The organism is Mucilaginibacter rubeus (genome assembly GCF_014643835.1).
Classification (GTDB): Bacteria; Bacteroidota; Bacteroidia; order Sphingobacteriales; family Sphingobacteriaceae; genus Mucilaginibacter; species Mucilaginibacter rubeus.
Window position 1 is genome coordinate 1 of record NZ_BMKD01000002.1, and the last position, 16,570, is coordinate 16,570.

The 16,570-nt window shown below is 40.9% G+C and carries 13 protein-coding genes; 5 read left to right on the plus strand and 8 right to left on the minus strand.

Annotated elements, in window-relative coordinates; translation table 11 throughout:
- The first annotated feature begins 253 nt into the window (after positions 1-253).
- Complete coding sequence (locus IEX80_RS06605) at positions 254-1,147, plus strand: MerR family transcriptional regulator (RefSeq protein ID WP_188832428.1); 894 nt, start codon at positions 254-256, stop codon at positions 1,145-1,147.
- Between the two features lie 153 nt (positions 1,148-1,300).
- Positions 1,301-2,137, plus strand: coding sequence for a phytoene/squalene synthase family protein (locus tag IEX80_RS06610; protein WP_188832429.1), 837 nt, complete (start codon positions 1,301-1,303; stop codon positions 2,135-2,137).
- Positions 2,138-2,147: 10 nt separating this feature from the next.
- Here the strand turns inward: IEX80_RS06610 and IEX80_RS06615 are convergent, their stop codons facing one another.
- From IEX80_RS06615 to IEX80_RS06630, 4 genes are all read right to left on the minus strand, one after another.
- On the minus strand, positions 2,148-2,402 hold the full coding sequence (locus IEX80_RS06615) for a hypothetical protein (protein ID WP_188832430.1): 255 nt from the start codon (positions 2,400-2,402) through the stop codon (positions 2,148-2,150).
- Positions 2,392-2,907 (minus strand): flavodoxin domain-containing protein, encoded by a 516-nt coding sequence (locus IEX80_RS06620; RefSeq protein ID WP_188832431.1) that lies wholly within the window; start codon positions 2,905-2,907, stop codon positions 2,392-2,394. Before IEX80_RS06620 ends, IEX80_RS06615 begins: the two co-directional genes overlap by 11 nt.
- Positions 2,908-3,165: 258 nt before the next feature.
- Positions 3,166-4,458, minus strand: a complete 1,293-nt coding sequence (locus tag IEX80_RS06625) for an NRAMP family divalent metal transporter (protein WP_188832432.1) — start codon at positions 4,456-4,458, stop codon at positions 3,166-3,168.
- 147 nt (positions 4,459-4,605) lie between these two features.
- The gene (locus IEX80_RS06630; protein ID WP_188832433.1) at positions 4,606-6,018 is read right to left on the minus strand and encodes a L,D-transpeptidase scaffold domain-containing protein; all 1,413 of its coding nucleotides are present in this window, start codon (positions 6,016-6,018) and stop codon (positions 4,606-4,608) included.
- 224 nt (positions 6,019-6,242) lie between these two features.
- On the opposite strand from IEX80_RS06630, the gene IEX80_RS06635 reads away from it, so the two are divergent.
- The 3 genes from IEX80_RS06635 to IEX80_RS06645 are packed head-to-tail and all read left to right on the plus strand — an operon-like array spanning position 6,243 to position 9,317.
- Entirely contained in the window at positions 6,243-7,382 is a 1,140-nt protein-coding gene (locus IEX80_RS06635) for an efflux RND transporter periplasmic adaptor subunit (protein WP_090526078.1), read from the plus strand.
- Positions 7,379-8,638 carry an ABC transporter permease gene (locus tag IEX80_RS06640; protein ID WP_090526079.1) on the plus strand — a complete coding sequence of 420 codons (1,260 nt, stop codon included), beginning with the start codon at positions 7,379-7,381 and terminating at the stop codon, positions 8,636-8,638. The genes IEX80_RS06635 and IEX80_RS06640 overlap by 4 nt, the downstream gene beginning before the upstream one ends.
- Before the next feature lies 1 nt (position 8,639).
- Complete coding sequence (locus IEX80_RS06645) at positions 8,640-9,317, plus strand: ABC transporter ATP-binding protein (protein ID WP_090526080.1); 678 nt, start codon at positions 8,640-8,642, stop codon at positions 9,315-9,317.
- Positions 9,318-9,587: 270 nt separating this feature from the next.
- Here the strand turns inward: IEX80_RS06645 and IEX80_RS06650 are convergent, their stop codons facing one another.
- The 4 genes from IEX80_RS06650 to IEX80_RS06665 all read right to left on the minus strand — a co-directional run bounded on the left by IEX80_RS06650 (position 9,588) and on the right by IEX80_RS06665 (position 16,410).
- Complete coding sequence (locus IEX80_RS06650; protein ID WP_090526081.1) at positions 9,588-11,150, minus strand: RagB/SusD family nutrient uptake outer membrane protein; 1,563 nt, start codon at positions 11,148-11,150, stop codon at positions 9,588-9,590.
- 20 nt (positions 11,151-11,170) lie between these two features.
- Positions 11,171-14,503 carry a TonB-dependent receptor gene (locus IEX80_RS06655; protein ID WP_188832434.1) on the minus strand — a complete coding sequence of 1,111 codons (3,333 nt, stop codon included), beginning with the start codon at positions 14,501-14,503 and terminating at the stop codon, positions 11,171-11,173.
- A gap of 230 nt (positions 14,504-14,733) precedes the next feature.
- The gene (locus IEX80_RS06660; protein WP_188832435.1) at positions 14,734-15,738 is read right to left on the minus strand and encodes a FecR family protein; all 1,005 of its coding nucleotides are present in this window, start codon (positions 15,736-15,738) and stop codon (positions 14,734-14,736) included.
- 69 nt (positions 15,739-15,807) lie between these two features.
- A complete protein-coding gene (locus IEX80_RS06665) occupies positions 15,808-16,410 on the minus strand; it encodes an RNA polymerase sigma-70 factor (RefSeq protein ID WP_090526084.1) in 603 nt (200 codons plus the stop codon).
- Positions 16,411-16,570 lie beyond the last annotated feature (160 nt).

Sequence of the window (16,570 nt, forward strand, 5' to 3'; positions counted from 1 at the left end):
CGAACATGGAAAAGTTATTATAAACCTCAAAATGTGATTTTGTAAACCTATTTTAGGATTAATTAATATTGTAAACGTATAACAGGATTTAGCAGTTAAACTGTAAACTTTTTTTAGGACGAGACACACCTCCGTTTTTTTCCGTGCTTAACAACCCTGCAATACTTGCGCCTAAGGAATTGGCATACTTCATAAAGAAACATTTGTTAATTCATTTTTTTGTCTAAATTTGAAATAGAAAAATTTAGACAAAATGAGTTATTCCATTTCTGATCTTGAGCAATTGTCAGGTGTTTCCGCCCATAATATCCGTATTTGGGAAAGGAGGTACCAAGCATTTACGCCTTCAAGGACAGCCGGAAATACGCGCTTTTATAATGATGACCAGCTAAAGAAATTATTGAACATAGCCGGACTTTACCACGCGGGCTACAAAATTTCTAAAGCCTGCGCGTTAAGCCGGGAGGAAATGAACAAACTACTCCAGACTGAAATAGATAAAACCCGGCCCGCGCGGCATAAGCATGAGTATTTCATTTCTCAGATCATCAGCAATGCATTAATTTTTCATGAGTATGCAGTAAACGAGCTTATAACCAAATCGTTCGAGCAGAATGGAGTTTTAGGGACATATAAATTCGTGATATACCCCATGTTAGTACGTGCTGGTTTAATGTGGCTAAACAATTCGCTTTGCCCATCACAGGAGCATTTTCTTTCGTCCATTATCAGGCAAAAGCTATTTTCTGCAATCAATGATTGTATGGAGCAACAGCAAAATAGCAAACCGTTATGGCTGCTATTTTTACCGGAAGACGAAGATCATGATATTGGCCTCCTCCTTGCAAGCTATATGTTGCGGACTGCCGGCCATCGGGTGATTTATTTAGGTCCGAAGGTGCCCATGTCGGCTTTAAACCATGCGCTTGAAAGTACGCAACCTCACAACCTTCTTTTTTTTATGACGCGTGTAAGGCCAATTGCTAATGCACAGGCATATATTGACCAGCTCGCGTCTACTTTCAAATCTGTTAAAATATACTTATCTGGCAACAAGCAAGTCATAAATAGCGTTCACTTCCCGAAAAATGTGTATTGGTTGGAAACGCTTCCGGATTTTGAACAAATAATCGCGCCGGTTATATGAGCAAAAAGGAACGAAAAAGGTACGCGATACCAGGCACTGACATTGCGGGATTAAGCGCCGCGGCGTACCTCTTTTTTGCGGGTGTTCCGCCAGCCAGCGTTTCCGGTAATGTTTCAATACATCAATTATTAAACTCTCTGAAAAACCTAATCGATGAAAGAAAAATTTGACCGCCTTTCTGCGGAATGCAGTAAACTGGCAACGCGCAGGTACAGTACCAGCTTTTTTCTGGGCATCAATTTTCTTGATAAAGAATTGCATCAGCCAATTTATGCTATCTATGGCTTTGTCAGGCTTACTGACGAAATCGTAGACAGCTTTCATAATTATGACAAGCGTGAATTACTAAATAAATTTAGAAAGGATTGCTTTGAAGCAATAGAACTGGGTATCAGCCTGAATCCCATTCTTAACGCTTTCCAGGAAACAGTTAATAAATATCGTATAGATCACCAATTGATTAACCAATTTCTGCATAGCATGGAAATGGACCTGGACGACCAGCTTTATGATCAACAAAAATTTGAGGAATATATCCTTGGATCTGCAGAAGTGGTTGGCCTGATGTGCTTATATGTGTTCACAAACGGCAATAAGGAACGTTACGAAGCTCTTAAGCCGGGAGCCATGCGCTTAGGTGCGGCCTTTCAAAAGGTTAATTTTCTGAGAGATATCGGTGCGGACTACCTTCAGCTCAACAGAAGCTACTTTCCGGGGATTGACCTTAAGCATTTTTCCGAAACAGATAAAAAAAAGATAGAACAAGAAATTGAAAAAGACTTCAATGAAGCGTTGAAGGACATCCGAAAGCTACCAAAATCTTCCCGCCGGGGCGTCTATCTGGCTTATCAATATTATCGCGAGTTGTTTAAAAAAATTAAGCTTGCGAGCGCCTGCGTGGTTTTTTCGAAAAGATTCAGAATTTCTAATGGCAGCAAGCTTATATTGATATTCGATACTTTGCTTAAACACCAACTCAATTACCTTTAAAAACCGTTTTTCAGATATCCAATTTTTCAGAAATGTGTCCTATAGCGTTATTAAGATTGTCTGCGGAAGCAATCAAATAGCTCACCGAACTCTCAAATTCCGTTTGACGGTCATCAGCGTCCTTTATTAGTCCAATAATGCCCATGATATTGGAAAGATGACGGCGAACTTCATGCGAATGAATGAACGCGAGTTCTTCGCTTCTTGCTTTAAACACCAGTTGATCATAATAACGCTTCTTTCTTATCGCGCCATCAATAGTCATCAGCCATACGGTGAATATTTTCGATGAGAGGTTTGAGGTTGCTCCGCTCAAGATGATCAAACCCATTACGCATCACCGATTTCTTTTCAGGATCTTTTTCAATCCAGGCGCCCAATTTTAGCATAAGCCGGTCTTTCCACGACAGTCCGGAAACGACACACCTGCCGGGCAGGAAAAATATTTCGGCAACATCTTTGATTTTGGCACCAAGATTATTTTTTATTATCTCCAATTGTTGCGTCATGTCATTAACTGCGAAGCTGCAAACAATAAAAATGAAAAGCTTTTTGTCTTTTAGCCTGATGTCATTTTCCTTTAACCAATCGCGTAGTACCAGCCGGCCGATATAAACTGAGCTGCCTATAATAATGGTATCATAAAGGGCTAAAACTGCAGGTGTTACATTCTCTACTTTTGATACCGGCATCTGCAATGTTTCTCCAAGCCAATGCGCATACTGCCTGGTTGCACCATATTTGCCCTGATAAATAATAATTCCGTTCATGGCGGTAATTTGATTTGGTTATACAAGTTACCGAACCGGAGCTAATGCAAAAATGACAATGGTCATCTCTGAACCGTCAATTATATCAAAGCCGACAATAGCGTCAGTCGATTCTTAACCCGAAACGAGATACATAAAGCTTTTATGAGTACCACTCCCCTGTTATTCATGACGAGAATCAATGATCTTGCTGACAGAAATCACAGCACAGTATATTGTGTAATTTAAATCATTAAATTAAAGGGGCCAAATCCCGTGCTAATACAATGTATAACACAAAGCTATTGCAGCTGCCCCCATGGCAGCAAAACTGCTCCAAAGCATCAATTTGGAAATAAACTTGCTATTGTACTCTCCCATGATTTTGGGGTTAGAGGAGATCCTGGCAATCAGGAACAATAGTGGTACCGCTGCTATCCCATTTAATACCGCCGCATAAACTAATGCCTTAACCGGATCGATGCCAATATAATTGATTAGTAATCCAATTAAAGTGGCAATGCATATGACAGCATAAAAAGAGCGCGCCTTTTTCAATTTTAAATTAAGCCCTGCCTTCCAGTTAAAGGCCTCACAAGCGGCATATCCTACCGAGCCGGAAAGTACCGGGACAGCCAATAAACCAAGGCCTATAATGCCGGTAGAAAAAATTAATTTGGCTAAAAATCCGGCGTTAGGAAAGGTATGCACCAGCGGCTCTATCGCCCTTGCCGCATCAGACGCACTTTTTATGTCAGTTACACCGCTATTGTGCAAAACGGTTGCAGCAACTACAATAATACTCCAGGCAGTGAATTCTGAAAATATCATGCCGATAGTGTTATCAATACGCATTTTTTTTATTTGCATCCAACCGGGCCTGGGTTTATGCCGCGAAATCCTCTCCTTTTCTTTCTGCTCCTCCACTTCCTGTGAGGCCTCCCAAAAAAACATATATGGAGAAATTGTGGTTCCCAAAACCCCCGTTATGATAAATAGAAAACTAAAATTTAACTCAAAATGAGGTATAACAGTTGCTTTCAGAACGGTAAGCCATGGCTGGTGTACAATAAACAAAGTTATGGGATATGCCAATAAAGTTACTGCAAGCCATTTTAGTATCCTGGCGTAAGAATGATAAGAAGTAAAAACCTCCAGAACAAGGGTCAACAATGTAAAAAACAAGGTTAATGCAACAAACGGGGCTGGGATAAGTAATTGGGCCGCAGCTGCCATAGCTCCTATATCGGCCCCGATATTGATTGTATTGGCCACTAATACGAGCCCGACAACTGCATATAAAACAGTTTTGCTGTAATGTTCCTTAATTACAGCTGATAGGCCTTTACCTGCTACCATGCCGATACGTGCGCAAGCTTCCTGAACGGCAATCATAAAAGGTAACATATATAGCGCTGTCCACAGCTGATTGTAGCCAAACTGTGCGCCGGTTTGCGAATAAGTAGCAATGCCAGAGGGGTCATCATCAGCAGCACCAGTAGTAAGGCCCGGGCCTAAAATTGAAAAAAATCTCAAAAAGCGGTTCTTTTTTTTCTGTTGATTACCTTTCATGGTCTTGAATATCAGAAAATTATATTATTCCCATACACCAAATGATGAATTTTCTGATCACCTACTATGTTTTGACGCTGGTAGTAGTGGCCGCTTATAAGTTAAAGGTTTAAAATTTGATTTAACAACTTTCGCGCAAAATGAAGCTTATCTTATGCTCGTATTGCGTTGAAGCTTGCTGTAAATAGCCAATTCCAGGCTTGTGTCCATATTATAGATATCCTCAAACCTGATTAATTCACCTTTTTTTATGTCACATGTCAGGTAAGTGATTTTTATAGGAACAGGTTTATTAAGCACGAAATTATGTGTCTTTGATTTTTTAAGAATTTTAAACAATTTGTCGCTTTGCTCTGAAGCGTCATATTTGAGCAATAACGCGGCGAGCCCGGCAGCATCATCTAACCAGATACAACCATTACTTAAATCACGTTTATCTTTTTCAAACAGCTTTTGATCAGCAATTTGGTTTAAGTATATGTTGTACACATTTTGAAAATGAAAAACCAGCGATCCCAGGGTGTTATCGCAGCCGGGCGCCTGTTTAGCGTAATAGCCCTGGGGCGAAGTCAATATGCTCTTAAGTTGGGCGTTAGTGATATCTTTTAATTGACCAGCCTTATTATAAATACTGATCTGAAGCCGGTCAAGGAATAAACTATCAGCTATTGCTTTCGGGAGGATGTCGCGGATAAATATCCGGTCAGGAACAAGCCAGTCTGGAAAAGAAGTAAAATAGGTGATTTGGCTCTGCAAAGTCGGGCTGGGAGTTTGTGGCGTCCCGACAATAGCTTTAAATACCACCAATGTATCCGGCAAATGAAATGTCAGCTCGTAGGTAGGGATATTGATTTGTATATATTTTTCCCCGTCATCAACGTTTGCCCACCTGATTCTTTCCATGTTGACGGCGATTTTCATTACATCATTCCCTGGGGTTCCATAGCAATCATCCGGAGCTTGTCCTCTGATTATGTGCAGCATTTCCTGAAAAGCGGTATAGAGTTTTGCATTAGGTTGTACCTCCAAAACAGACTTCGTAAACTCCTGCGAATGTATAATGTCCTGCAGTTTAGCTTCTGCATGAAATGGTACATCCATGCCATGATCTACCCTGTCGGATCCGTAGTCAGGATTGAGCTTTCCATAATGCAAATAGTTCAGCATGGTAATGACAGCATCTGTAAGCAAAACATCAAACTGTGCCTTTAAGGAGTCACTAACCGAACCTGGATTTTCCAAAATATCGCGGAGCATATCAAACTGAAGCTCTTTAGGATGAAAATCATCATGCGATAATCCGTATTGTAACACACAATCTAAAAGCACCATTGCATTCCCGGTGTTTTGACGTGATTGCGGGTTAGTCCATACCGGAAGGTAATTGTTTTGCCGATAAAACCGGGTAACGCTTTGTGGGTAATGTAATTGTTGCGACGTAGCAGCACTTTTGAGCTGTTCGTTAATTACGTTATTGGTAATCCCCTTCTTTTCCTGGGCAAATACATTAACCAGAAAAAACGAACTGAAAGTGAATAACAAAAGAACCGACTTTTTCATTGCAATATTTTGTGAGTATCCAAATCTTCTTCAGTGCGGCCCATGGCTACATTGATATTGTGTAAAGTTTTGAATAAGACCCAGCAAAAAGAATGACACACATCAAATAACTTGTTGATGCAGATCATAAAATTATGCCTGCCACCAAATTGGCGTGAGCACCGTCACTATTCATCCTGATATTTATCAAACTTAAAGTACTTAAGAGTGATGACATTAGCGATATGAAAATTGTTAGGGGCTTTAGTATTACTGATAATATAACAAACCATCAGATAAATATTGTAAAAGCGATAATTACTGCATCCACGTTTCTGTTCAGCTTTTCCTGTCAATTAAAAAGCGATAAAATAAGCCCGGTAGTTGCTTCCATATCAGAGTCCGTATATGCGTCCGGCATAATTAAAAGCAAGGATCAATATCAAGCTTTTGCCTCAGTTAGCGGTATTATTCAGGAACAATTTGTAACTGAAGGTCAATATGTTACTGCTGGCACTCCTTTAATATCTATTAAAAAAGAAAATCAAAAGCTAAATGTTGAAAACGCGATGATATCGGCTTCGTTTGCCGACTTCAGGCTAAATAAAGATAAACTGGCCGCAGCGGCAATCGCGGTTGATCAGGCCCGGTCCAGGATGCTTAACGACTCAGTAATGTTGGTCAGGCAAAAAGAACTGTGGGGGCAGCAGATCGGTACTAAAGTACAGCTTGAGGAAAGTGAATTAGCAGTAGTCAATTCAAAAACAGCTCTGCAAACAGCCATAATTAACTTCACAGAATTGAAAAGACAGTTGCGTTATAACGCCGCGCAAAGCATAAATAATCTCAGTATTAACAAACAACAGGAAAGCGACTTTACTGTTAAAAGCAATATAAACGGAGTAGTATATAACCTTTACAAAAATCCAGGCGAAACTGTTAGCCCGCAAACACCGCTGGCCCTCATTGGCAAAGCCGACCGTTTCCTGCTTGAATTACAAGTGGACGAATATGATATCGTTAAAGTAAATCCGGGGCTTACCGTTTTTGTCACAATGGATAGTTACAGAGGCAAGGTATTTGAAGCCAGAGTGACCAAAATATATCCGGAAATGAACGAACACACCAAAACATTTCGCGTCGAAGCTATTTTTACTACCCCGCCGCTAAAATTGTATCCTAACACTACTTTGGAAGCGAATATAATTATCCAAACCCGGAAAAAGGCTTTGCTTATCCCCAGAAGCTACTTGCTCAATGATTCCGTTGTGATAAGAAGCAACGGTGAAAAACTTAAAATAAAAACAGGTCTTAGTGATTACCTGCAAGTAGAAGTAATTTCCGGTCTCCAGTTAAATGATGAACTAATAAAACCGATACCATGAATTTTAAGCTGACCTGGAACATCGCGGTAGCTTTATTATTAGCCCACTTAAGACAGACGATTGTTGCCGCAACCGGTGTAACTTTTAGCATAACAATGTTTATTGCCCTATTGAGTTTTATGGGTGGCTTAAACAAGCTTTTAGATGGGCTGGTAATAAACCGCACTCCTCATATCAGATTGTATAATGAAATTGCAGCCGCACGGCATCAACCGGTGGACCTTACCAACGCATATCGCCACAGTTACAACTTTGTAAGCTCCGTCAAGCCGCAGAACAAGCGCCTGGGCATTTACAATAGCAGGGCTATAATGAAGGCTATCGCACTCGATCCGCGCGTACAGGGACTTTCACCGCTAATTACCGCGCAAATATTCTACAATACGGGACAGGTTAATATCACCGGGCTTATTAACGGGATTGATCCGAACAAGGAAAATGAACTTTTTTTATTTGGGGACTATATTATAGCGGGCAAATTCATTGACCTGAAAAATACTCCTAACAGTATTATTTTAGGAAAAGGCATCGCAAAAAAAATGATAGTCCATCTCGGGGATATCATTCATGTAACTCCGGCTAATGGAAACCAGGTGCCTTTAAAAGTAGTAGGGATTTATCAATCCGGTCTTGAAGAGATTGACAACAAGCAAAGTTATACCTCTATCGCAACAACTCAAAAATTACTTAACGAATCAAACAATTATATCACAGACATCCAGGTCAAATTAAAAAACATCAGCGAAGCACCGAAAATTGCAGCTTATTACAGGCAGGTATTTAATATAGATGCGATGGATATTCAAACGGCCAATTCACAATTTGATACCGGTAGTTTTATCCGCTCGCTGATATCTTACACAGTTGGGGTAACTTTACTGATTGTAGCAGGTTTTGGGATATATAACATTCTGAATATGATGATTTATGAAAAGCTCGATTCAATCGCAATATTAAAAGCCACAGGATTTTCAGGCAAAGATGTCAGTCGCATATTTAGCACAATTGCATTAGGCATAGGTATTTTTGGCGGCCTGGCAGGGCTGATTCTGGGTTTCATCTTATCTGTTATCATAAACCACATCCCATTTAATACAACCGCGCTTCCTACAATTAAAACCTATCCCATTGATTTCAATATAGGTTTTTATTTTATCGCTGGTCTGTTCTCTTTTCTAACCACCTATTTCGCGGGATATTTTCCCTCAAAAAAAGCAAGTAAAGTAGATCCTGTAATCATTATAAGAGGGAAATAACATGGACTCAATAATATTAGAAGCTTTAAACATCTCAAAAACCTTTTATGAACCCAAAGCGGTAAAAGTATTGAGGGATGTTAATTTTTCGCTTCATAAAGGCGAATTCGCGTCAATTATGGGAAAATCAGGCTGCGGCAAATCAACACTATTATATATCCTTTCAACCATGGACACTGATTATGAAGGAGACCTAAGGATTGATCATATCAGTATGAAACAAAAGAACGAACCGGAGCTGGCCTCGGTAAGAAACGAAAAAATAGGCTTCGTATTTCAATTCCATTACCTGTTAAATGAATTCTCTGTACTCCAAAATGTGATGCTCCCAGGCCTGAGGCTTGGAAAATACAGCGCAGAAGAAACTGAACACCGGGCTTTTGAAAAATTAAAAGTATTAGGCGTTGAAACGGAAGCAAAAAAAAAGCCGAATCAATTATCTGGCGGGCAAAAGCAAAGGGTAGCCATTGCACGGGCATTGATCAATGATCCGCTAATCATCATGGCTGATGAGCCAACCGGTAATTTGGATAAAAAAAATACTGAAATCGTTTTTAACATTTTTAACGAATTGATTACCAATTATCAACAGACGATACTTGTAGTTACACATGATAGTGAATTCGCGCGTAAGACCCAAAGAATTATTGAAATGGAAGACGGAACCATCATAAACTAATTGAAAAAACAGCAACCGCATCGGCATGTAAGAATGCTTCTCAGCGGAATCTCATCATCCAAGGTTTTCTTGCTTTTATCCGGGCTTTTCCTGGTTTTGTCGAACGATCTGCCAAGTCATTTTCTCAATCAACGAATTGGGCCATCCTGAAATTATTTCACAGTTACAGCTATTATAATCATGGTGATCTATTGGCAAAAACAGGTTTATATTAAGAGGCCGTATCAAAATAAATTGATACGGCCTCGCTGTCTAACAATTATTTATTATTTAATAACCGGGATTTTGCACCAGTTCGGGCGAATTCCTGTCAATTTCGGGTTGCGGAATCGGCCAAAAATCATAGTTATCGGCATACTTGGTTTTCACAGTGGGGAATAAAGGATTTTGCACAAAGCCGTTCAACTTCTGCGTAGCAATTCCCCATCTCCTCAAATCAAAATAACGGATCCCCTCCAGGGCAAATTCAACCCTTCTTTCATGACGCACTTTCTCTCTAAACTGGGCCTGTGATAGGCCGGCAGCCAGGTCGGGCATATTAACCCTTTTCCTAACCAGGTTAATTGCGTTGTAAGCGCTTGCATCCGGGCCTACTGCCTCGTTTTGTGCTTCAGCATACATCAGTAATACATCTGCATAACGCAATAAAACAAAGTCATTATCACCCTTTACTCCATAGTCAGGGTCTACAAGTGTTGGATCAAGCCATTTTTTTACAGCATAGTAACCTACTATCCATGAATCTTTTCCGGGCTGGGCCACGGCATATGATCCTGTAAATGGCCACCCCTGCGCTTTGGTATCACCTGGAAAAAACAGGGTCATCCGCATCCGGGGATCGCGATTGTCAAACGGTTTTCCCTTTACATAAACGGCAGATGAGGTTGTGTCCTTGCCATCAGCAGCTTCGTACTCGTTAACCAAATCCTGGGTTGCTAATTCTCCTTTCCAGCGTTGTAAGGGCACACTTATACCATTATCCTGGTGCGAGAGATTTGGCAGTTGGTATTTAACCGAAAACATGATTTCAGGGCTGCTGTTCTGCGCAGGTTTATAAAAATTTGAAGGATAAGACGGGTTTAAAGAAAATTTCCCGCCTGCGATAATGGTATTGGCGAGCGTGGCCGCATCGGCGTATTTTTTCTCAAATAACAATGCCCTTACCTTGTAACCCTGGGCTGTAGCTTTAACAGCATGTCCGTTGCCATAGGCAACATCCGGTAAGCCAGCTATCGCCAGGTCAAGGTCTGCCTCTACTTGTTTCAAAACATCGGCCCTGGTAGATTTGGCCATGTGTTTTTTATAATCCAGCGTAAAAGGATCGGCCGTGGTAATGATCACATTTCCGTATAATATAGCAAGCCAGTAATAATTAAAGGCACGCAAAAAATAGGCTTCAGCCTTGTATTGTTTAAGCTTATCGCCGGTAAGTACTTTATCAACGTTTGCCAAAAAATAGTTAATGGAGGCTATAGCAGTATAATTATTAACATAATAGGACGATTGATAAAGATTATAAGTATCAAAAACGCCGGGAGATAAACCAGATGACAGTGCACTGGTACCGCCACCATAGTTATATTGCCCGTAAGAATTGTCACTAAAATTATCCCATGCAACCACCTCATATTGCGATGTGGAATAGCTCCCTCCCTGTGCATATAAGAAATTGTAACAACCTGTTAATGCCAGGTCGGCATCACTTTCTGACTTCCAAAAATTTTGAGTAGAAAGTTTATCCGGTGGATTGAGGTCAAGGGAACTTTTCTTACAAGATACCAGTATGACTACCACCGTCATCAGTATGTATATATACTTATTATAAAGTTTCATAATCGTTTTCTTTAATAATTTTAAAGTTTAATGGAAGCTCCAAAGGTTATCGTTCTGTTTTGCGGATAAGTAACGTAGGTTCCGTCCCCTACCCGTTCAGGATCAAGGCCCGGATACTTACTTATAGTAAATACGTTGTCAGCCGCTACAAAAACCCTCAGCGATTTTATCGACACCTTTTTTAGCACAGGTAAGGCGAAATTATAACCCAGTTGTAAGCTTTTAAGACGAACGAACGAGGCATCTTTTAAGAAATAAGTAGAAGGATAATTTTGAACCGCCGCATAACCATCTGCCACGTAAATCTTAGGCATTGTATTCGTATGGTTGGTTGGAGTCCAACGATTTAGCCAATCTGTTGTTGGAACAGAACCTTGCCTGAAAGGCTCAATTCCCCAGCCATTAACATAAGCCTTTTGGCCCTGGGAGCCATATAGCTGAGCGCTAAAATCAAACCCCTTATAAGCAGCGCCGATATTGGCCGAATATTGATATGAAGGGAATCTGCCGCTCACATAAGTTCTGTCATTGGCATCTATTTTACCGTCGCCGTTAACATCTTTGATCTTCAGGTCGCCGGGAGTAGGTGTAACCGGCTGTTTAGGCGAATTGTCTATCTCCTGCTGACTTTGGAATATCCCGTCCCACACATACATGTAGTAAGCATCCAGTTCATGTCCCTCTTGCCTGATGGTGTGGTCGCTGATATCCTTTGATCCGTACCTTTCAAGCTTGTTTTTGTAGGTTTGAAGATTTACGCCTACGGTATAAGAGAAATCTCTTCCAATCCTGTCGTTATATTGCAGGGCAAACTCGAAACCTTTATTACGAAGCGCCCCGTCATTGATTGTAGGCGCGTTCAAACCAATATAGAATGGCACCTGCGAGCTTCTCAAAATATCAAAAGTATATTTATTGAAATAATCTGCCGACAAAACAAGTTTGTTATTTAAAATGGTCATATCAAGGCCAATATCTCCAACCCGCGTGGTTTCCCAGGTCAGGCTCGGATCAACCAGCGTATTGGCGACGAAACCTGAAGAAACAGAGCCTCCAAAGGCATAATTGGCACCCGACAGAGTTGATTGATAAGGATAAGTTCCGATATTCTGATTACCCAACTGTCCCCACGAGCCCCGGACTTTAAGGTCATTTAACCACAAAACATCCTTCAGGAAATTCTCTTTGGAAATTCGCCAGCCACCGGAGAATGAATAGAAAGTACCATACCTTGAGTTTGAAGGCAAACGGGAGGTTCCATCGTATCTGATGTTAGCGCCCAGTAAATATTTATCTGCATAATCATAATTGGCACTGCCATAAAATGAGCTGATCGCCCATGCGGATGATGTGCCGTTATTGGTTTGCCCGTCAGAAGGCCCGGCATTCAGTTCCCGCAGGTAGTTTGTTACATACTGGGTGCGGGACGCGTTGATGTTACTGGCATTATTTTTTTCCCGCTGATAACCGGCAAATGCCGAAAAATTGTGAAGCCCAAGGCTCTTTTTATAAGTCAGCTGGCTATAATATACCGTATAAATATTGTCTGAATTGCCCACATTTAAACCCGGCGACCCATCATCAAGGTTGCCCGCAGGAGACATATCACTATAATAATATGTAGGAATTACCGGCCTGAAATCATTGAATTTATAGTAGCCATAATTAAACCCTCCTTTATTTTCCCAACGCAAACCTTTAAAAAGATCGATATCCAGGGATAGGTTACCCTGTAAATAATAATCATTACCCCGTGTTCTGATATCCTCGCCTACAATAGCCGCGGGATTTTTATTACCCTGCTCGTTGGAGTATGCTTTTTTTATCCATCTGCCATCTGAACTTTGGGCAGGATATAATGGTGATTGGGCCAATGCCGAAAGAAACTGATCACTTGCGCCATTTTCAGGGGTCAGTTTTCTGCCGTACCGCATCTGGATATCCGATCCAAAAGTGATCCGTTTATTTAGCTTTGAGTTTAAACCCAGTGAAAACGTATATTTCGAATAGTCAAATCCCCGCATCACGCCAGGCTGGTTGGTAATACCGACGCCAACACTATACGTTGTACTATCCTTACCCCCGCTCATGTTCAGATAATGGTTTTGGGTATAAGCTGTTCGAAAAATATCATTCAACCAGTTATGATTCGGATATTTTACCCTGTCGGTTGCGTTTTGGTACAGATCTATCTGGGCCTGCGTATACAGGGGCGCGAGCGAGGAGTTTGTCCGTGCCTCATTTGACAATTGCATGTACGTTGCCGAATTGGTGATTATATCAGGGAGTTTGGTAGCCTTGGAGACCCCCAGATTGTATGTATACTGGATAGCCAGGCTACCGGCCTTACCTCTTTTAGTTTTTACTACAATAACACCGTTAGCACCCCGGGAGCCGTAAATGGCCGCCGAAGAAGCATCCTTTAATACAGATATCGATTCGATATCATTGGCGTTCAATACATCAAGGCTTCCCGGAAGGCCATCAACAATAATTAATGGATTGGACCCTGCCCCGCTGAATGTACCGACGCCCCTTATGGTTAATTGAACATTTTCATTTCCAGGCTCTCCGGAACCCTGAACAACCTGTAAACCCGGCAACTTACCCTGCAGTAAAGTTGAGGGTGAAGTAGCGACCCTTTTATTAAGTTCATCGCCAGAAACGGTAACTACTGCACTGGTCAATTTATGCCTGCTCTGCGTACTGTAACCAACAACAACTACTTCGTTAAGGGCCTTGTTATCTTCCTGCAATTGAATATTGACAACTTTTTGGCCATTTATCGCTACTTCACGGGTTACGTAGCCTAAATAACTGACAATTAACGTCGCGTTATAATCGGGCGCATTTATCGTATAATTACCCTGTCCATCGGTTGCCGCTGCTACAGTGGTTCCTTTTACCTTAATGGTAACTCCCGGCAATACTACTCCCTTATCATCGGTAACCTGCCCGGTAACTTTTACCTGTATTATCTCCGGTCCATCATTTTTATCTTCACTATTTCGTGAGCCGGTGTCGGCAGGTGTTCGGAGTTTTGTCAGGATAATTTGATTGTTAACGAGTTCAAAACCAATACCATTAGCAAGAAAAACCTGCTCCAATATTGCTTTTAAATCTTTCTGCCCTCCCGCAGTCGTAACCTTTTGTTGATTACTTAAAGTTTCTTTTAAATAGACAAACTTAACTCCCGCTTTTTTTGAAAGCATATTAAGAAAAGACTTCATATCCATATCAACAGCGGCGATATCAACCTTGCGGTCCAGGACTCCCTGCGCACGCGTGGTGCCGGCTACCGATACACCTGCAAATATGATGGCCAACAAAATCTGGCAACAGGATAACTTCATAATTTTATACCAGTTGATCGATATTAGTAAATTAATATTCATACATTAGTGTGTTTTATTTGGTAAAAAAATGAGACAAAAAAGCCCCGCACCTCTACGAAAGGTGTGTAATGACACGGCCGGGGCCCGAAGAAAGCGTGGTAACGACACGCTTTCTTCATTTTACATAAGTGGTGTTTGCTGAGGTTAATCTTTCTTCATAATTTAACTTTAGGGTTAATAATAATTGGTTAATTGGTTGTTATGGCTCTCTGTAACACAAACTTCTTCCCATCGGTTACATAGCTAACGTTGAGGAGTTTTTCAAGTACTTCCATTATTTCGGGCAGGCTTTGATTGCTAAAGTCAGCCTGTAACTTGGCTTCTGCAAGATCGTGATCTCCGTCGGGCAATATAATTATCACATCAAATTGCTGTTGAAGTACACGAACTGCTTCTCTAAGGGACACATCATTAAATGAAAGGCTGGTTTTTCCCCAAATTTTCAATACCGAGTGCTTCTCTACAAGGCTAACTTCAAGTTTATCAGTCTTTTTTGCTGTTACCTGCCAAACTGCCTTTTGCTGAGGATGGAGCATAACATCTGCAACGTCTTTATTTCGATCAGCTATCGCGACAGATACTTTTCCGGTAACTACTGCTACTTCGGCGCGAAGCGCATGTTCATTATCCTTTACACTAAAACTGGTTCCCCAAACTTTAGTTGACATGTGCGCTGTCCGGACAATAAATGGATGGGCGTGATCTTTTTTCACGTCAAAAAACGACTCGCCGGTAAGCGAAACAGTCCGGAATTCACGATTAAATGCACGGTCGTATGCAACCATAGTCCCTGGGCTAAGCCAGGCCGTACTACCATCGGGCAGCGTTACTTTTTTTATCTTTTGCCCTGTATTTACAATCCTGACATTATCATTACTAACCGTTGATTTATTTGCCGCCGGTTGTTTGTACCATAAAAGGCCAATTGTAATAAAAATCAAAATGCTGGCTGCTATTGCACCGGCCCAATAATAATTAAATTTCTTTACGGGAGGTTCGGACAAGCGTATTTTCTCGCGTATTCCCAATATCAACCGGTCCTGTAAGGCCTGTTTAGCCTCCGGCGAAAGCTGATCATACGCATCCGGTTCATTTTCCGGCGCATTAAACCACGTGAGTACTGTGGCCTCTTCGTCAGTATTACATTTCCCTGCAAGGTATTTCTCAATAAGTTCCGGTGTAATAGGTTGCATGGTTTTAAAATTGTCCTTTTAATAACCAAGACAGTTAAAACCTATGTAGCACCCAAAAGAATTTTATTTTTATTTAAAAAAAGTTTTAAGATAGAGCAAGGAGTATATAATAGCAATTGTAAACAACTGGTGGAGGGATAATCGCAAAAATCTGAGTGCCCGGTTCATATGATTTTCTACCGTTTTTTCGGTAATACCCAGCTCGGCGGCAATCTGCTTATTAGATTTGTATTGTTTCCGGCTGAGTTCGTAAACAGTTCTGCATTTTTCGGGGAGTAAATGAAGATTCCGGTCAACCTCCTGCCCAATTTCTTTAACTATCAGCATTTCCTCAGGGGCGGTTTGCGGAACAGGCGCCGCTAAACGCAAAATTTCAGTGGCCCTATCACGAAGCATTTGCTTTTGAATATGATTCAACACCAAATTTCGTAACGCAACATACAGGTATCCACTCAGGGTTGCCTTTATATACAATTGCCCGCGTTTAATCCATAAATTCACAAACAGGTCCTGCACCAGTTCTTCTGCTATTTCTGCTTCGCGGCACCGTTTTAGTGCAAATGAATATAAAGCCCCGTGATAACGGTGAAAAATTTCTGTAAATGCTGCATGGTCAGAAAAATTTAACCGCTCAACCAACTCCTCATCGGTTAATGTTTTCCAATTGTTCATGCTTAAACTAAATTTAAAATTGGTTCTCGGTGCTAAGAACGCACTGGCAGTCAAATCTAAAATAGTATTTTAATTTTTCATTAACATAATCCGACTTTCTTATGTACGAATCAGGCATTTTATTAAGCCCTTTATGCAATTTTTACTTTTATTAAATTGT

Excerpts from the sequence above, each read along its gene's own strand:
- IEX80_RS06630 (WP_188832433.1), bottom strand. The coding sequence starts at position 6,018 with ATGAAAAAGTCGGTTCTTTTGTTATTCACTTTCAGTTCGTTTTTTCTG.
- IEX80_RS06655 (WP_188832434.1), bottom strand. The coding sequence starts at position 14,503 with ATGAAGTTATCCTGTTGCCAGATTTTGTTGGCCATCATATTTGCAGGT.
- IEX80_RS06650 (WP_090526081.1), bottom strand. The coding sequence starts at position 11,150 with ATGAAACTTTATAATAAGTATATATACATACTGATGACGGTGGTAGTC.
- IEX80_RS06640 (WP_090526079.1), top strand. The coding sequence starts at position 7,379 with ATGAATTTTAAGCTGACCTGGAACATCGCGGTAGCTTTATTATTAGCC.
- IEX80_RS06605 (WP_188832428.1), top strand. The coding sequence starts at position 254 with ATGAGTTATTCCATTTCTGATCTTGAGCAATTGTCAGGTGTTTCCGCC.
- IEX80_RS06615 (WP_188832430.1), bottom strand. The coding sequence starts at position 2,402 with ATGACTATTGATGGCGCGATAAGAAAGAAGCGTTATTATGATCAACTG.
- IEX80_RS06610 (WP_188832429.1), top strand. The coding sequence starts at position 1,301 with ATGAAAGAAAAATTTGACCGCCTTTCTGCGGAATGCAGTAAACTGGCA.
- IEX80_RS06625 (WP_188832432.1), bottom strand. The coding sequence starts at position 4,458 with ATGAAAGGTAATCAACAGAAAAAAAAGAACCGCTTTTTGAGATTTTTT.
- IEX80_RS06620 (WP_188832431.1), bottom strand. The coding sequence starts at position 2,907 with ATGAACGGAATTATTATTTATCAGGGCAAATATGGTGCAACCAGGCAG.
- IEX80_RS06645 (WP_090526080.1), top strand. The coding sequence starts at position 8,640 with ATGGACTCAATAATATTAGAAGCTTTAAACATCTCAAAAACCTTTTAT.
- IEX80_RS06665 (WP_090526084.1), bottom strand. The coding sequence starts at position 16,410 with ATGAACAATTGGAAAACATTAACCGATGAGGAGTTGGTTGAGCGGTTA.
- IEX80_RS06660 (WP_188832435.1), bottom strand. The coding sequence starts at position 15,738 with ATGCAACCTATTACACCGGAACTTATTGAGAAATACCTTGCAGGGAAA.
- IEX80_RS06635 (WP_090526078.1), top strand. The coding sequence starts at position 6,243 with ATGAAAATTGTTAGGGGCTTTAGTATTACTGATAATATAACAAACCAT.